14 protein-coding genes are annotated in these 16,126 nt (G+C 38.2%); 9 read left to right on the plus strand and 5 right to left on the minus strand.

The features are described from left to right. Nucleotides 1-28 precede the first annotated feature (28 nt). Entirely contained in the window at nucleotides 29-253 is a 225-nt protein-coding gene (locus tag CZ487_RS04705; protein WP_077211015.1) for a hypothetical protein, read from the minus strand. 148 nt (nucleotides 254-401) lie between these two features. On the opposite strand from CZ487_RS04705, the gene fabL reads away from it, so the two are divergent. The 5 genes from fabL to CZ487_RS04730 all read left to right on the plus strand — a co-directional run bounded on the left by fabL (nucleotide 402) and on the right by CZ487_RS04730 (nucleotide 4,604). Further along, nucleotides 402-1,151 (plus strand): enoyl-[acyl-carrier-protein] reductase FabL, encoded by a 750-nt coding sequence (gene fabL, locus CZ487_RS04710; protein ID WP_077211016.1) that lies wholly within the window; start codon nucleotides 402-404, stop codon nucleotides 1,149-1,151. 90 nt (nucleotides 1,152-1,241) lie between these two features. Continuing rightward, on the plus strand, nucleotides 1,242-1,454 hold the full coding sequence (locus CZ487_RS04715) for a gamma-type small acid-soluble spore protein (protein ID WP_077211017.1): 213 nt from the start codon (nucleotides 1,242-1,244) through the stop codon (nucleotides 1,452-1,454). Between the two features lie 201 nt (nucleotides 1,455-1,655). Continuing rightward, on the plus strand, nucleotides 1,656-1,907 hold the full coding sequence (locus tag CZ487_RS04720) for a YgaB family protein (protein WP_077211018.1): 252 nt from the start codon (nucleotides 1,656-1,658) through the stop codon (nucleotides 1,905-1,907). Between the two features lie 299 nt (nucleotides 1,908-2,206). After that, complete coding sequence (gene ntdP, locus CZ487_RS04725) at nucleotides 2,207-2,737, plus strand: nucleoside tri-diphosphate phosphatase (RefSeq protein ID WP_077211019.1); 531 nt, start codon at nucleotides 2,207-2,209, stop codon at nucleotides 2,735-2,737. A 118-nt stretch (nucleotides 2,738-2,855) separates the two neighbouring features. Further along, nucleotides 2,856-4,604, plus strand: a complete 1,749-nt coding sequence (locus CZ487_RS04730) for an ABC transporter ATP-binding protein (RefSeq protein ID WP_077211020.1) — start codon at nucleotides 2,856-2,858, stop codon at nucleotides 4,602-4,604. Nucleotides 4,605-4,682: 78 nt separating this feature from the next. Here CZ487_RS04730 and CZ487_RS04735 read toward each other — a convergent pair whose 3' ends face one another. The 3 genes from CZ487_RS04735 to CZ487_RS04745 form a co-directional block, all read right to left on the minus strand. Next, a complete protein-coding gene (locus tag CZ487_RS04735) occupies nucleotides 4,683-5,759 on the minus strand; it encodes an FUSC family protein (protein WP_077211021.1) in 1,077 nt (358 codons plus the stop codon). Between the two features lie 205 nt (nucleotides 5,760-5,964). Beyond that, nucleotides 5,965-10,434: a glutamate synthase-related protein gene (locus tag CZ487_RS04740; RefSeq protein ID WP_077211859.1), complete on the minus strand. Its 4,470-nt coding sequence runs from the start codon at nucleotides 10,432-10,434 to the stop codon at nucleotides 5,965-5,967. A gap of 422 nt (nucleotides 10,435-10,856) precedes the next feature. Continuing rightward, nucleotides 10,857-12,152 carry a glutamate-1-semialdehyde 2,1-aminomutase gene (locus CZ487_RS04745; RefSeq protein ID WP_077211022.1) on the minus strand — a complete coding sequence of 432 codons (1,296 nt, stop codon included), beginning with the start codon at nucleotides 12,150-12,152 and terminating at the stop codon, nucleotides 10,857-10,859. Between the two features lie 223 nt (nucleotides 12,153-12,375). On the opposite strand from CZ487_RS04745, the gene CZ487_RS04750 reads away from it, so the two are divergent. The 3 genes from CZ487_RS04750 to perR all read left to right on the plus strand — a co-directional run bounded on the left by CZ487_RS04750 (nucleotide 12,376) and on the right by perR (nucleotide 14,189). Then, the gene (locus CZ487_RS04750) at nucleotides 12,376-12,780 is read left to right on the plus strand and encodes an ion channel (protein WP_077211023.1); all 405 of its coding nucleotides are present in this window, start codon (nucleotides 12,376-12,378) and stop codon (nucleotides 12,778-12,780) included. 110 nt (nucleotides 12,781-12,890) lie between these two features. Beyond that, nucleotides 12,891-13,358 (plus strand): thioredoxin-dependent thiol peroxidase, encoded by a 468-nt coding sequence (bcp, locus tag CZ487_RS04755; protein WP_077211024.1) that lies wholly within the window; start codon nucleotides 12,891-12,893, stop codon nucleotides 13,356-13,358. A 387-nt stretch (nucleotides 13,359-13,745) separates the two neighbouring features. Then, nucleotides 13,746-14,189 (plus strand): peroxide-responsive transcriptional repressor PerR, encoded by a 444-nt coding sequence (perR, locus tag CZ487_RS04760; protein ID WP_077211025.1) that lies wholly within the window; start codon nucleotides 13,746-13,748, stop codon nucleotides 14,187-14,189. A gap of 86 nt (nucleotides 14,190-14,275) precedes the next feature. Here the strand turns inward: perR and CZ487_RS04765 are convergent, their stop codons facing one another. Continuing rightward, nucleotides 14,276-14,644, minus strand: coding sequence for a YgzB family protein (locus tag CZ487_RS04765; RefSeq protein ID WP_077211026.1), 369 nt, complete (start codon nucleotides 14,642-14,644; stop codon nucleotides 14,276-14,278). A gap of 145 nt (nucleotides 14,645-14,789) precedes the next feature. On the opposite strand from CZ487_RS04765, the gene CZ487_RS04770 reads away from it, so the two are divergent. Beyond that, complete coding sequence (locus tag CZ487_RS04770) at nucleotides 14,790-15,659, plus strand: nucleotidyltransferase-like protein (RefSeq protein ID WP_077211027.1); 870 nt, start codon at nucleotides 14,790-14,792, stop codon at nucleotides 15,657-15,659. Nucleotides 15,660-16,126 lie beyond the last annotated feature (467 nt).

The raw sequence follows: 16,126 nt of genomic DNA on the forward strand, positions 1-16,126 counted from the left end.
AGGTGTCTTCTTTTAATATATACTGTAACTAGTCGTATGTTACCTCTGTGCCATGTGTATAATCGGATTCTTGGCGTTTTAAACCGCCCCGATTTTCTATTTCTTCAATAATTTCTCTATGAATAGTCTGCCCCTCCGCATTTAGATAGGGCATAATTTGCTGAAGTGAATGATGGAAAAAGGCTAATTCACTGTCTTTCCAATCTGCCTTTGACATCATTGAAAGCTCTGTCATATCTCTTCCTACGTACATATTGATTCCTCTTTTCATTCAATTTCTCAAGGTTAGTGTTAGAATCTTAATTGATATCTATACATTCACGGTCTAAAATAAAGACTATATTATTTGGTTGATATTAACTACATATGAAGAAAAAGCTTATAGAGGAAGGAAGTATATTATGACACAAAAAGTCGCTTTGATAACAGGAAGCAGTAGAGGGATCGGAAAGGCTACTGCAATTCGTTTAGCAAAGGAAGGGTACGATATTGTAATTAATTATGCTAGAAGTAAGAAGGGTGCTTTAGAAACAGCGCAAGAAATTGAAGCTTTAGGAAGACAAGCGTTAGTCATTAAAGCGAATGTGGGGGACGTTGAAAAAATTAAGAAAATGTTCCAAGAAATAAATGAGGTCTATGGACGTCTGGATATCTTCGTGAATAACGCAGCATCCGGTGTGCAGCGGCCCGTTATGGAGCTTGAAGAAAGTCATTGGGATTGGACAATGAATATTAATAGTAAAGCACTCTTATTTTGCGCACAAGAAGCAGCTAAACTAATGGAGAAAAATGGCGGTGGAAAAATTGTCAGTATCAGTTCTTTAGGTGCAATCCGTTACCTGGAAAACTATACTGCGGTTGGTGTCTCAAAAGCTGCGCTCGAGGCATTAACTCGTTACCTGGCAGTGGAATTAGCGGAGAAAAGTATTATTGTTAATGCCGTTTCTGGCGGAGCTGTCGATACTGAGGCGCTCAAGCATTTTCCTAATAGAGATGAGCTGCTGGCTGAAGCTAAAGAGAAGACACCGGCTGGGAAGATGGTAGAAATTGAAGATATGGTTAATGCAGTAATGTTCTTATTGAGTGATGAATCTAATATGATTAGAGGGCAAACGATTATTGTGGATGGGGGGATTTCGCTGCTAGTTTAATCTTTCTTTTTAACGCAATATTAATTTTTCAAAAAAAGTGGATAGTTTCTACTTGGTCTGGACAAATTAATATGCGTGGAGGTGATAACAGTGGCAAAACAACCAAACAGAACTTCAGCTGGTACAAACATTGAACAAGTGCGTCAACAAAATGCACAGTCAGCTCAAGGCGGTCAAGGTCAATTTGGTACTGAGTTCGCTAGCGAAACAAATGCTCAAGAGGTAAGACAACAAAACCAACAAGCAGAAGCTAGAAAAGCTCAGAACTCTGGTGGACAATTTGGCGGTCAGCAACAGAGCTAAAACTAAATAAACAAGAAAAAGATGCTCTTTCAATCGAAAAGAGCATCTTTTTCTTGTTATCCTGTCCATACGCCGCTTAACAGGTGCTTCCGCCTCTCAGTTCGACAAAACTTTCATATTCTTTACATAAATAGTCAAAGGAAAGGGGCGATTGTTCACGAATAGTATTAGAGTGAATAAACAAAAGGGCGGTGGCATGACGTGAACGATTTTAACCGTTTAGTTAATGAACAGATGGAGACGATGGAGAAGTTATTATTTTTGCAAGCGGAGATAGAAAGATGTCAGCAAATTGAGAATGAGCTCAAAACCCTTCAGCAAGAAGCAAAATTAGAAAGCGTTCAACTGGACATACATAAGATGAAAGAGGAGTTACGAGAGATCCATCAAATTTTTGAGAAGCAAACGGAAGAACTGATTCAATCGTATCAAAGTGTCGGTGCATCTGTTTAATTGCATATATTGTGAAGTCACTGAATATTTCGGTGGCTTCTTTGTTTTAAATTCTGTGTATAACCGTTATAATAGTAAGTAAGATGCTTTTAAATAGGTAAACAACTTATCTGTTTGTGCGGAAAATAAATAGGAATTGTACTTTGTGACCTTACTAAATAATATGTCTTTTTGAGCAAAAGAAGAAAACGGTATATTTTCGAGGAGATTATTGGTTTTTAGTCTAGCAATGGGACAGGCTTTTGGCTAGGCGAGATTAGGTTATAAAGCGTTCGGAATATGAAAGTAGGGAAAAATATATGGGCGTACCCGTGGAAGGTGAACCGATACAAATACATAGTTATAAACATAATGGGCACATCCATCGTGTCTGGGAGGAAACGACTGTATTAAAAGGGACGCAGAACTTAGTGATTGGCGGAAATGACCGAACGATCGTGACTGAATCTGATGGAAGAACGTGGGTGACCAGAGAGCCGGCAATCGTTTATTTCCATTCACAACTTTGGTTTAATATCATTGGGATGATACGAGAAGATGGTATTTATTACTATTGTAATTTGAGCTCTCCATTTATTTTTGACGGGGAGGCTTTAAAATATATCGACTATGACCTCGATATTAAGGTATTCCCAGACATGACCTTTAACCTTTTGGATGAAGATGAATATGAACGTCACCGACAAGAAATGAAATATCCAGAGGTTATTGATCGAATATTAAAGGACAATGTCGATAAGCTGATTCGCTGGATTCGTCAAAGAAAAGGACCTTTTGCTGCAGATTTTATCGATATATGGTACGAAAGATACCTAACTTACAGACGCTAATAGTCAGAAATGTGCTTAAAAGGAAGCCTGTTTATTTGCTTTAACAGGCTTGTTTTTTTATATAGAAATACCTAAGCCCTGCGCTTTTGCTTTTTCTTAGCACCAAGGGGGAACGATCTTGGATAGTATACGTAGATATATGCGGTTTGTAAAACCATATCGGCTTCAAATCATTGGAACGATTTTAATAGGGATTATTAAATTTGCGATTCCCCTATTAATTCCTTTGCTGATTAAGTATGTATTGGACGATATTGTAGGAAACAATACGCTGTCAGTTGAGGAAAAGCAAGGACAGCTTATTCTTATTATGGGGATTATGGTTGTCATCTTTATCGTTGTCCGTCCCCCTGTTGAATATTACCGGCAATATTTCGCCCAGTGGACGGCAAGTAAAATTCTGTACGATATTCGTGATAAACTGTTCACGCATGTACAAAAACTTAGCTTTAAGTACTATTCCAATACAAAGGCAGGGGAAGTGATCTCACGTGTTATAAATGATGTAGAGCAAACCAAATCATTTATTATTACGGGTCTGATGAATCTGTGGCTGGATGTTGCAACCATTGTGATTGCGATAATCATTATGATGACGATGGATGTGACCTTGACCATTGTTTCGATTCTGTTATTTCCGTTCTATGCCTTTTCAATCAAGTACTTTTTTGGGAATCTTAGAAAGTTGACGAGAAAGCGTTCACAGGCACTGGCCGAGGTCCAAAGTTATTTGCATGAACGTGTTCAAGGGATGTCAGTCATTAAAAGCTTTGCGATTGAGGATAAGGAACAAAAACGCTTTGATCAAACGAATTCAAACTTCTTAGATAAGGCAATTGATCATACGAAATGGAATGCGAAAGCTTTTGCGGTGGTTAATACCATTACAGATATTGCACCGCTGCTCGTGATTGGGTTCTCGGGTTATCAGGTTATTAACGAGAATTTATCAATTGGTGAGATGGCAGCATTTATTGCATACATTGATCGTTTGTACAATCCGTTAAGAAGATTGGTTAACAGCTCAACGACATTGACTCAGTCGATCGCATCCATGGATAGAGTATTCGAATTTGTTGATGAGAAATATGATATAGATGATTCTCCGAATGCTATCTTTTGTGAAAATGTGAAAGGGCATATTGAATTTAAAAATGTAAGCTTCTCTTATGACGAAAAGGAAGAAGAAGTATTAAAAAATATCTCACTTGATGTAAAACAAGGAGAGACAATCGCACTTGTTGGAATGAGTGGTGGAGGAAAGTCTTCGCTGGTTAGTCTTATTCCAAGGTTCTATGATGTTACGGAAGGGGCGATTTTACTCGACGGTACGGATATACGTACATTTAAGGTTCGGTCATTAAGGGATAATATCGGCATGGTTTTGCAGGACAATATTCTTTTTAGTGAATCAGTAAAGTCAAATATCCTTATCGGAAAATCTGATGCGACTGAAGAGGAAATAATCGATGCAGCAAAGGCAGCCAATGCCCACGATTTTATTATGAATTTACCAGAAGGGTATGACACAAAGGTAGGAGAAAGAGGCGTAAAATTATCAGGCGGCCAAAAACAGAGAGTCGCGATAGCCCGTGTATTTATTAAGAATCCCCCAATTCTTATATTGGATGAAGCAACATCTGCGCTAGACTTAGAAAGCGAGCATTTAATTCAAGAGGCAATTGAAAAATTGGCTAAAGATAGGACCACGTTTATTGTCGCACATCGCTTATCAACGATTACTAACGTGGATCGAATTGTTGTCATCGACAATGGAAAAGTGATAGAAATTGGAAGTCATGAAGAATTAATGGCTAAGCAAGGAAACTATTATAAACTATTCCAAATTCAACAGCTTGAGCATTAGTGGAAGAATAGAAGCCAGCAAATAAAAAATTACAGGAGTTGATAACTGCCTGTAATTTTTTATTTTTTTATGGTTTTTTTACTCTTGAAGAGGTTCCTCTATACTTACTTCGTTTTCATTTTTATGAAAAGATTTGAAACTAGTTACCAATACATCCAAATGGTCTAAATATTCATCGTATTCAATGATAGAAGAGATAATCTGCATAATGTGATAAAAAGCGATCTCGTTATCTACCGCTCTTTGCTGAGATAAGAATAATTGGAATAACTCTTTACGATCGATATAATATGGGCCGTCCTCTTTCGCGGTCTGAGGTTTAACCTTTCCGATGAACTTGAGCATAATTTGCTCGTGGCGGTCAATCATGTTGTTCAGCTGTTGCGCAATCTCTGTTTGAAATTCATCCGGAAGCTGAGATAACTCATTTTCAAATCGATGAAGTCTTTTTAAAATCTCGATCGTTCTTTTTGTTGTTGAAATCATTTGCCGATAGATAACAAGTTTCCTTGCCTTTACACTAGTAGATTTTTTAAAGTAATTACGTTCCTCTTTGTATAATAAATAAAGCTGGTCGAGCTTAATGATTTCATCTTTTAACTTACCTATATCATTTTTTAAAAGCGTATGTTCAGAAGCGTGTCTCGTGTTCATTCGAATCCACTTTGAGATTTCTTCCGTGGTAGTGGAAATCCTAAGAAATAATTTTTTCTCATATTTAGGCGGCAGGAACACCAAATTAACAGCAAATGCCGATAGCACTCCTAACATAATGGTTGAAAAACGAACGAGGGCAAACTCAATAAACTCGTCTCCAGGCGTAACCATAATGGCGATCAATGTAACAAGGGACAAAGAAATGGCATTCCCTAATTTCAATTTTAGGTGAATCGCTATGACAATAATGGCTGCTAATCCAATAATGATTATTTCGTTACCGAGCAGTAAGACAAACACAACTGCAATGACAGCTCCAATAATATTTCCCTGCAGCTGTTCAACAATTGATAAGTATGATCGGTATATGGTTGGCTGTATAGCAAAGACAGCAGCAATGGCAGCAAATACAGGGGAAGGGAGAGTGAGTAACTCTGCAAGTAATAAAGATAAGATAATTGCAATTCCCGTTTTTAATATGCGGGCACCAAACTTCATATGTTAAATTTTCCTTTCCTGACTTTCTTATTAAACAAATTGACAATGTTATGTCTATTCATACTTACCATACTTTAAACCATTTAGTTGCTATTAACAAGAATATTATCTGTGTCTTTTTATTGAATCATTTCCAACTATATACAAAGGAAAAGAATACAAAAAACGTCCGCTTACCATAAGCGGACGCCTACAACGATATACATTATTCTGTAGAAACGGATGGATCTGCCTGTTCTTTGACAGGTACGATCTTCACAAAATGTTTTTGTGGTTCTTGCAGAAGTACTGCTAATTTATTCGCCTCTTCTTCCTGACCTTGAGCTTTTAACATATCAATATACTGTCCAAGAAGTTCAGCGATGTCCTTGAAGCCGGTGTCGTCCAATGAAGAAAGATTGACTTTTGCTCCTTTAGCAATTCTTCTTTGAATAGCTTCCTTTGTTAAGCCCATTTCAGGCTGTTGTCTTACATAAATTACACCGCCAGTCATACCTGCGCAAATCCAAGGTCCTGGGTCGCCTAATACTAAACCGCGTCCATTTGTCATGTATTCAAATGCAAATCCCTTAATATTAGCTCTCGATCCAATGTTTCCATACTCTCTCTCAGGGATTGGTCTTTGCAATTGACCTCCGATAATCATGTCTGCACCAGATAAGCGTATTCCTGCACGCGCGTCTGCATTTCCTTGTGCGACAAGTAAACCGTGTTGTGCACCATAGCCGAATCCTTTCCCAACTGATCCGTTATAGAACTTACCATCTTTGCCTTGAGATTTAAAAATTAAGATTTGACCTCCAACGGATGTCTTACCAGTACCATCTTGTGCACCGCCGTTAACCTCGATTTGAATTCCGTCGCTGTTGTAAGCTCCTAAACCATTACCAGGAATAGAACCAGCTTTGTATTTGAGCTGAACAGGAGGGAGGTTCCTATAAGAACCATCAAGTCTTCCGCGAACACGGTGACAAGATACGCGGCTCCCTAGAACTCTTTGTTCTGATGTAATACTATGGAATTCTCGTGATTGATGTAGTTCATCCACGCTGGCATCTAGGAACTCAGCGCCTACTGCCACCTGTAATTGAGCTGTTTCAGAAGCAGCAGCTGCCTCTTGATGGCTGAATAAACCAATATCTAGAGTCTTCAGCAAGTAAGTTAAATCTAATTGATCGTGTCCTTTGATTTGCTGCAATAAGTCAGAACGGCCAACGATATCTTGTAAATTATTGAAACCAAGTGAAGCTGTAAGTTCTTTTAACTCATCTCCAAATGCAGTGAATAAATTCATGATCCCTTGGACAGCGAGATCAAGCTGTCTTGGTACAAATCTTCTTAAACCATGTTCCTTTGCTTGAGCTTCAGACTCAATCTGAGTTGCAATTCCAACATGACAAGTATCCAAATGACAGCCGCGGCATGTTGTGCAGCCAATTGCAATCATTGAAAGTGTCCCGAATCCTACACGGTTAGCACCAAGCAGCATAACTTTTATGACATCCAACGCACTCTTTAGCCCGCCGTCTGCCCAAAGCTCGACATGATCTCTTAGGCCAGCTTCAAGTAAGGCGTTATGCGCTGCTTTGACACCGATTTCTACTGGAAGACCTACATACTGCAATGCGTGGATTCTAGCAGCACCAGTTCCTCCATCGAAACCGCTGAGTGTGATAATGTCAGCACCTGCTTTTGCGATTCCAACAGCGATTGTTCCGATATTTGGAACTACTGGTACTTTCACAGATACTTTTGCTTTGTCGTTTGCTGTCTTCAGTTCATGAATCATCTGCGCCAGATCTTCAATTGAGTATATATCATGGTTATTTGATGGTGAAATTAAATCAGATCCAATGGTTGCGTTACGAGCTTCAGCGATCTTTTCTGTAACTTTAGAACCTGGTAAATGTCCGCCTTCTCCAGGTTTTGCCCCTTGACCGATCTTAATTTCTAGCAAATTAGAAGAATTAAGAAGCTCCGCGTTTACCCCGAAACGTCCTGATGCAACCTGCTGGCCGCGTGTGCGTGGATATTTGCCAAGCATATCTTTAATTTCTCCGCCTTCACCGTTAAGACTGACCATATTTAAGCGGTCTGCTCCTTCGGCATAAGCTCTAAAAGCAATTTCATTTTGCGAACCAAATGACATGGATGAAATAACAAATGGCAGGCTGTGTTCACCAACACTTAAATCAACATCCTTGCCTGAAAGCGCCTTTTTTGCAGGTTTCAACCCTGTTAAATGACGGATTGTTGTTGGATTTTGTTCCTCTTGTTCACTTATTTTCTCTTTATATGCACTATAATCGCCGCTTGAAGCAACGTCGCCAATGGCTTTCCAGATACGAGGGAAGAGGTTGAATGATTTACCTACTCTGCCTTTCTCGTTATGATAGTCTGCAGCTCTTGCGACAGCATCCTCCTTCATTGAAGCAAAATTAAATCCAAGCTCAGAAGAACCGAAGAAATTCACAATGTTTAGGACATTTGCTACTTCTTCATTTAAACCAATGCTGGAGAATAATCTTCCATATCCGCGAAGCTCATGAATACCAATGGTTGAGATCACTTTTTCTAACCCTTTTGTTAGAGCTGAATGTAAATTAACTAATGGTTTTGCAGACTCATCTAAGACAGTCATAAACATGAAATATGGGCTGATTAAATCTGCACCAAGTCCAAATGAAAGAATAATATCATGTAAGGATCTAATGGCAGCAGAACGTAATAGAATGGAACAATCTCTACGAAGTTCCTCCTTAACTAATACTTGATGTATAGCAGACGTTACTAGCAGAGGATCGATCCAGTACTGTTCATTTTTATGTGCTGTACTATCGTCTAAAACAATCAGCGTTTTTCCATCTTTAACAGCTGCGACAGCTTCCTTTTGCAATCGGTCTAATGCTTCTTGAATGGTTTCTTCTCTGCTGAAAACAGCAGACAAGTAGGTGATTAATTGTTCTTTTTGGTAAAAGTTTGTTAATTGATCATAGCTTGGCTGTTGCAGTTCTTCCGATACTTCATAGCCGGCTGCACCTTCAATTAATAATGGTGTTGTTAATTCAACGATTCCATTAGATGACTGTTTATGAAATAAAGAAGGACGCTTACCAATGATTGTGCGGGTGGAGAAATGTTCTGTTTCACGGTCACGATCAATCGCTGGATTTGTTACTACAGCCACGCTTTCTTTGATAAAATCTGCGATATTCTTGCGGTTTGGATTAATTGCTGCAAGTGGAGCGTCATGTCCTAAGGACCGGATTGGTTCTACTCCTTTTTCAGCCATTTGTTCGATTAGTTGAATATGATCTCTTTCCCAGCCAAATGCATTATATTGACCGTTATGAACTTTATTTGGGTAGCTGACTGTTACTGTCTTTGCCATTTTTGGAACGGAAAGGCGGTCTTTTGCGCCTCGCAGGTCTACCTTTTGAGAAAACCTTTCATATACAACAGCTTGGTACTCATCTTGTTCATATAACTTTAGTACATTACCGTCCCACTTTAATCCTACTTTTTCACCAGGAGCCAGTGGTTTTGGTTCGTTTACATACTCGCTTGAAGGAATAATTCCTGGTTCAGATGAAAATAAGTAAGAACTTTCAGTTTCGAGTATCCATAATGGGCGAAGACCAAGGGCATCGACACTGAAGACAGCCTCATCCCCAAAACGGGAAACGATACCAGCTGGACCCTGCGCGAAATGTCCCCATGCTTCTCGCATATAGCTGTACAAATCTTGGAGATGTGGAGGATATGCTTTTATTTCGTTGATAATTGGCGGGAAAAGCAAGTCTAATGCTTCAAATAAAGAATAACCATCCCGGCAGATTAATGTTTCGATTGTTCTGCTTAAATCTTGTGAATCACTTCCGTCTTTTACAAGCGGAACCCCAATCATCTTTGCTTCATCACGAAGTTTAGCGATCGTATTGATCTCACCATTATGTCCAAGAACGCTAAACGGTTGTACACGATTAAAGCTTGAGAGCGTATTCGTAGAATAACGGTTATGGCCTAATGTCATAGTTGAAGCGACAAGAGGACTTGCTAGGTCTTGGTAATATTTTGGCAGGATATCTCCAGCACCCATTACTTTGTATACGGCATGATACTGACTTAATGATGCAACATGAACAAAATCATTCTTTTCGATCTCAATTATTAATTGAAATAACTTTTGGGAAAGAGCTTGCCCGGTGATGTCACTTAGTAGAGCGACTTGCCAAAAAACAGGATTTTCCTGGATAGCAATTGGTCCAAGTGCTGAAGAATTTGTAACTTCATCGGTTTCGAATAGAATCTTAAGATTTGAGTTTTGTAGTTTTTCCATCAATTCGTTTTTAATAGATTGAGGGTTTTCTTGTCTATTAATAAAGATATGCGCGACGGCAAAGCCTTCATGGTCAACGAGTTCAGGATTACATCCAGCATTTTTTAATTTTTCTTTCCAGAGTACTTTTGGAATATCAATATGAATACCGACCCCATCACCTTCACCGTTAATAAATCCGGCACGGTGGTTCATCGTAACAAGGGCATTAATACAATTGAAAATATTTTCACGAGTAGGAGTGTTTGTTTTCTCCATGGAAGAAACAATTCCACATGCATCATGCTCTTGTCGGTAAAACTCCTGGAAATTTGAAGGGCTCCATTGTTGTGTCATACAGTTGGCTATCAAAGACGTACTCTAACAGCCGTTCACCTCCTATAAAAATCTGATTCTTTTATTTACTTAAACTTTGGGTTTAATAAATAGTGGAATTTCATGAATGGTAATCAACCAAGGACAAAACCTGCAGTTTTCTAGACGAGTTACTGTAGAGTTTTGTAAGATAAAGGGCAATTTCCTGAAAATAAAAGAAAGGTAAAAAAAGTGTCAAATAATATTTGTATATTATCATATGAATTTTCAGAAATCAATTATTTATGCAAATAATTGGATAGTTTTTTATAATTAGAATATTAATAAGAAATCCGAAACCCTTAACTGTAAACGCTTTCACTTTAATGAAGTATAAAAAAAGAGCCAGGATATGGCTCTTGTATGCATAAAAAATGAATAATTATCACATTTTAACAGGCATTTTATTCATTGCTCATTGTTTCAAATGCATAATTAACCGCTTGTATGGCCGCCTCGATATCTTCTTCAGTATGAGCAATTGTGATAAACCATGCTTCATATTTAGAAGGGGCGAGGTTAATGCCTTGACTGAGCATAAGTTTGAAGAATTTAGCGAACATTTCTCCGTTTGTATTTTCTGCTTGCTCATAGTTTACAACCTTTTCGCTTGTAAAATAAACAGTGAGAGCACCTTTTAAGCGGTTTATTGTAATTGGAATTTTATGTTTCAGAGCAGCATTTTGGATACCTTCTTCAAGAAGGGCACCTAAACGATCCAAATACTCATAAACTCCATTTTGTTTTAGAACTTCTAGACAAGCAATTCCTGCTAAGATGGAAGCTGGGTTCCCTGCCATTGTTCCAGCTTGATAGGCAGGACCAAGAGGAGCAACATTTTCCATGATTTCTCGTTTTCCTCCGTAGGCACCAATCGGCAGTCCTCCTCCGATTATCTTACCCATTGCGGTGAGGTCTGGCTGCACCCCTAGTAAATCTTGGGCACCTCCGTACATAAATCGAAATGCTGTTATTACCTCGTCATAAATGACAAGTGCCCCGGCAGCATGAGTTAAATTGTTAACCTGTTGTAAGAAACCAGGTTTTGGTTCAACAATACCAAAGTTTCCAACAATCGGTTCTACAAGAACTGCAGCGACTTCGTCTCCCCATTTTTCCAGCGCTTCTTTAAATGGTTCAATGTCATTAAACGGTACAGTAATGACTTCCTGAGCTATACTCTTCGGAACTCCTGCAGAATCTGGAGTACCTAGTGTTGAAGGTCCTGAACCAGCTGCAACAAGGACGAGGTCTGAATGGCCATGATAGCAGCCGGCAAATTTAATGATTTTGTCTCTGCCGGTATATGCGCGTGCAACCCGAATCGTTGTCATAACAGCTTCAGTACCAGAGTTGACAAAACGGACCTTCTCAAGATTAGGCATTGCCTCTCTTAGCATTTTTGCAAAAGTTACTTCATGTGGAGTAGGGGTTCCGTATAAAACTCCAGATTCAGCAGCTTTTTTTATAGCTTCTGTAATGTGGGGATGAGCATGACCTGTGATAATTGGACCGTAAGCGGCTAAAAAGTCTATATACTGATTTCCGTCAACATCATAAAAATAGGCGCCTTTTGCACGTTCCATGGCAATAGGTGCTCCTCCGCCAACTGCTTTATAGGACCTTGATGGGCTATTTACTCCACCCACTATGTATTCTAACGCTTCCTCGTGCAAACGTTCTGAATTAGTAAATTGCATGAAAATCCTCCTAAAAACTTATGGTTGCCATCGCAACTAAAGATATATGTTGTGAGGTTGGTTATTCCTCCCATTCATATATATTAGCACTTTTCTTACTGAAAATGTTCAAAGGAGCATGGTGTTTTTTTGGAGTTTGTATACAAAGATAGACAAGCAGTTCTAGGGATCGTATAACAACGTATAAATAGTAAAGACAATTGATCAGAAGTGAGGAGAGAAGATGGTTTTTTACGCCTCGATAGTTTTAATTGTTATATGCATAATGAGCAGTATGCGCCTTTTGTTTACTCCGAGCAAAATAAGAGGCACCCGAGTTTCTTTTGAAAATTTTCTGTTTTTAGCCACTATATACGCTACAGTGATGATCGGCTTCGGGTTAATGTACCTCTTATTGGAATTGAATGGCTTACCGGTGTTAAATTATAGTTATGAATCTTTAGGTAATAATTTTTTTGAAAGATTGGAGACAGGTTTATATTTTAGCGCTGTCACTCTGTTTTCCGTGGGATATGGAGAGATAGCTCCGGTAGGAATTGGCAGGTTCATCGCTGTTTCTGAGGCGTTAATCGGCTATACGATACCAGCAGCTTTTGTAGCTAGAACTGTTTTGGATAGAGAAATGTAGGTAGTGATTTTAGCAGCGAGAGCAATGGTTTATGATGTTCAGATTAGTTGTTTTTACAATGTAATTGGGATAGGCTTATATATTATAGAAGATTTATGGAGGGATTTACCGTGGCTATTACAACAGGTGAACTAGCACCCGATTTTGAGCTGGCTGCCAGCAATGGACAAACTGTGAAATTATCGGACTACAAAGGAAAAAAAGTGGTTTTATTTTTTTATCCGAAAGATATGACTCCAGGATGCACAACAGAAGCGTGTGATTTTCGTGATCAATATAAAGGGTTTGAAGAGGTAAATACTGTTATTTTGGGAATTAGTCCTGACCCAGTGGATCGTCATACAAAATTCATTGAAAAGCACGGTCTGCCGTTTTTATTATTAGCAGATGAGACACATGAAGCAGCGGAAAAGTACGAGGTCTGGAAACTTAAAAAGAACTTTGGCAAGGAGTATATGGGGATTGAACGATCTACCTTCTTAATAAATGAGGAAGGGAAAGTTATTAGGGAATGGCGGAAAGTAAAAGTAAAGGGACATGTTGAAGAAGTATTATCGAGCATCAAAGAAGCTCTGTGAAAATCAGGAAAAAGCGAATAAATTTATAGCCTATTTTGCAGTTCTTGTGCTCACGTCCATTCACTTAAACAAGTATTGAATACTTTATATTAGGGCATACCTCCTCAGACACATTTTTTCTTGCAAGCCGATTCATCCGGCTTGCTTTTTTCTTTAGGAAGAATCTTTGTATTGATTAATGAATTATTTACCATTGTTCTGAAATATTTCAATGTGAAATACATACATATACTAAAGAGGATATTCTCTAAAAAGCCTGTTTTAATAAGAGTTCATTAGATTTATTTAACCATATAAGTGTGGTCGAAATATTGACAAATATAGATAATTGTTGATACACTATTTATAAACATTATAAAATAAGAATATTTACTAGAAGAGAGGTGCATGGCGGTGTCACATAGCGATTTAAAAGAAGCACTTGATACCTTAAAAGAAACTGGGGTTCGCATAACTCCACAACGTCATGCGATACTTGAATATTTAATTAACTCAATGTCACACCCAACTGCTGATGATATTTACAAGGCGTTAGAGGGAAAGTTTCCTAATATGAGTGTGGCTACAGTTTATAACAATCTAAGAGTATTTCGTGAGGTTGGTCTTGTAAAAGAACTAACATATGGGGATGCCTCGAGTCGATTTGATTTTATCACCACAAATCATTATCATGTTATTTGTGAAAAATGCGGGAAAATCGTTGACTTCCATTACCCGGGGTTAGATGAAGTGGAACAACTTGCTGCTCATGTCACGGGGTTTAATGTCAGTCATCACCGGATGGAAGTGTACGGAACATGTCCAGACTGCGCCAGTAAGGAAGCTCATTAAGAATCACATAAAATTAACTGATAGCCGTAAGACTGGTTGTCAGTTTTTTTATGTAAAAAAACCAACTCTGCATGTGCTGAGTTGGTTTATCTTTTAATAGATTTTTCATTATGGCTGGCGCGATTATACTTTTCATCAAACTCTTTGCCTTCTAAAGTGGGATCAAGAGTCAGCGGTTCATTACAATACATGCATATATCTACGCGGCCTAATACTTTTGTCGGTTTCTGACAGTTTGGGCAAATAACCTGTACGGTTCTGGTTGAGAGCATTCCAATCCAAAAGTAAACGACCGTGCTAGCGACGATACTAAGTAACCCAAGCAGCATAAAAAGGGTCATTAAAATGGCGGACTCTCTAAAGAAAATGCCAAGATACATAACAAAGAAGCCGATAAAAATTAAACTAAGTGCAAATGTTCTAATTTTATTAATTTTACTAGAATACTTCGCCATACTTTTCCCCCTCTAAAAACATAACTATATCATAACATTTTCCTTAAGATAAATATATAATGAAAGAAGTGTGTCGAAAAATGTCAGCAGGATATCAAAGAATTTTGTCGAAGATATTAGCTAATAAATTAATGGGGGAATGACGATGGAAGACATTCTTCGTCCTATATATCAAGAGAGGGCAAGTCATCCGAATACATTAGGTGCAATAATTGTTGAAAAAAGGCACCATGCCGTACCATCTACGGATATGTTTGATACAGTGTTGTTATTAATTGTAAAAGAGGCTGAACAACCTGTATTTATTAAACATTACACCTATCAAGATAAAATTGCCGCCTTGCATGTTGTAGATGAGAACAAGCTAAAACAATGGCTATTACTTGGAACGAATAAGAAGATTTTTGATTGGTTATATAATGGGAAGATTATTTTTGATCGAAATGAATATATTACTCGTTTAAAGGCTGAGTTAAAGGAGTTCCCGTTTTATGGACGTAAACTTAAAATGGGAATTGAGTTTGCGAAGCTAATCAGAAGATATTTGGATGGAAAGTCCTTTTTTCAAAATCAGCAGTATTTGGATGCATATAATCATGTGATCCATTCGCTGCATCATCTTGCCAGATTATCGATCATCGAGAATGGATTTCATCCGGAAGTTACAGTGTGGAATCAAGTGAAACAAATTGAACCTGAAGTCTATAAACTTTACGAAGAGCTAATAAACAGTGAAGAAACAATCAAAGAAAGACTGGAACTTTTATTCTTGGCTAGCGAATTTCTTATACATTCAAGAACGATGGCAGGGATTAGTCATTTAAGAGACATATTACAAGAAAAAGAATATTGGTCAATTGATGAACTGATAAACCACAAGGAAATACGTGAGTATGCTGTGGATTTAACTGTATTATTAGAGTATTTAATTGATAGAGGGATTATTGAAGTGAAGGTAGCAAAAACTAAAGGAGAAGGAGTTTATCATCGATATTACATGCTTCCAAAACGATAAACTAATATACTGATTGACCTTTACTTTTATAATTGATATATTTAAATCCGTCGTTGTGGTTAACCAGACCCTTTAATACGGCGGATTATTTTTTATACTAGTTGTTGACATGCAAAATACCATGTGTTAAATTAATAAAAGTCGCTTGTGAGAAACAAGTGAAAAATAGTTCTTTGAAAACTAAACAAAGCAGAAACGTCAACAATAGATAGTGGAGGCGACTGTTCAACTCTGAGAGGCGTTGGAGAGCCGGCTATACAAATCCTGTTTTTGGATTTGAATGGACGGATCGAAACGACCGAAGAGTTAGGAGCCGAAACTGGACTAGTTTTAATTTTAAATTTATTTAAGAGCTAATCTTACTCTTTTTTGGAGAGTTTGATCCTGGCTCAGGACGAACGCTGGCGGCGTGCCTAATACATGCAAGTCGAGCGGACTTTTAAAAGCTTAGCTTTGAAGTTAGCGGC

Origin of the sequence: Robertmurraya dakarensis (genome assembly GCF_900156875.1) — a bacterium.
Classification (GTDB): domain Bacteria; phylum Bacillota; class Bacilli; order Bacillales; family Cytobacillaceae; genus Robertmurraya; species Robertmurraya dakarensis.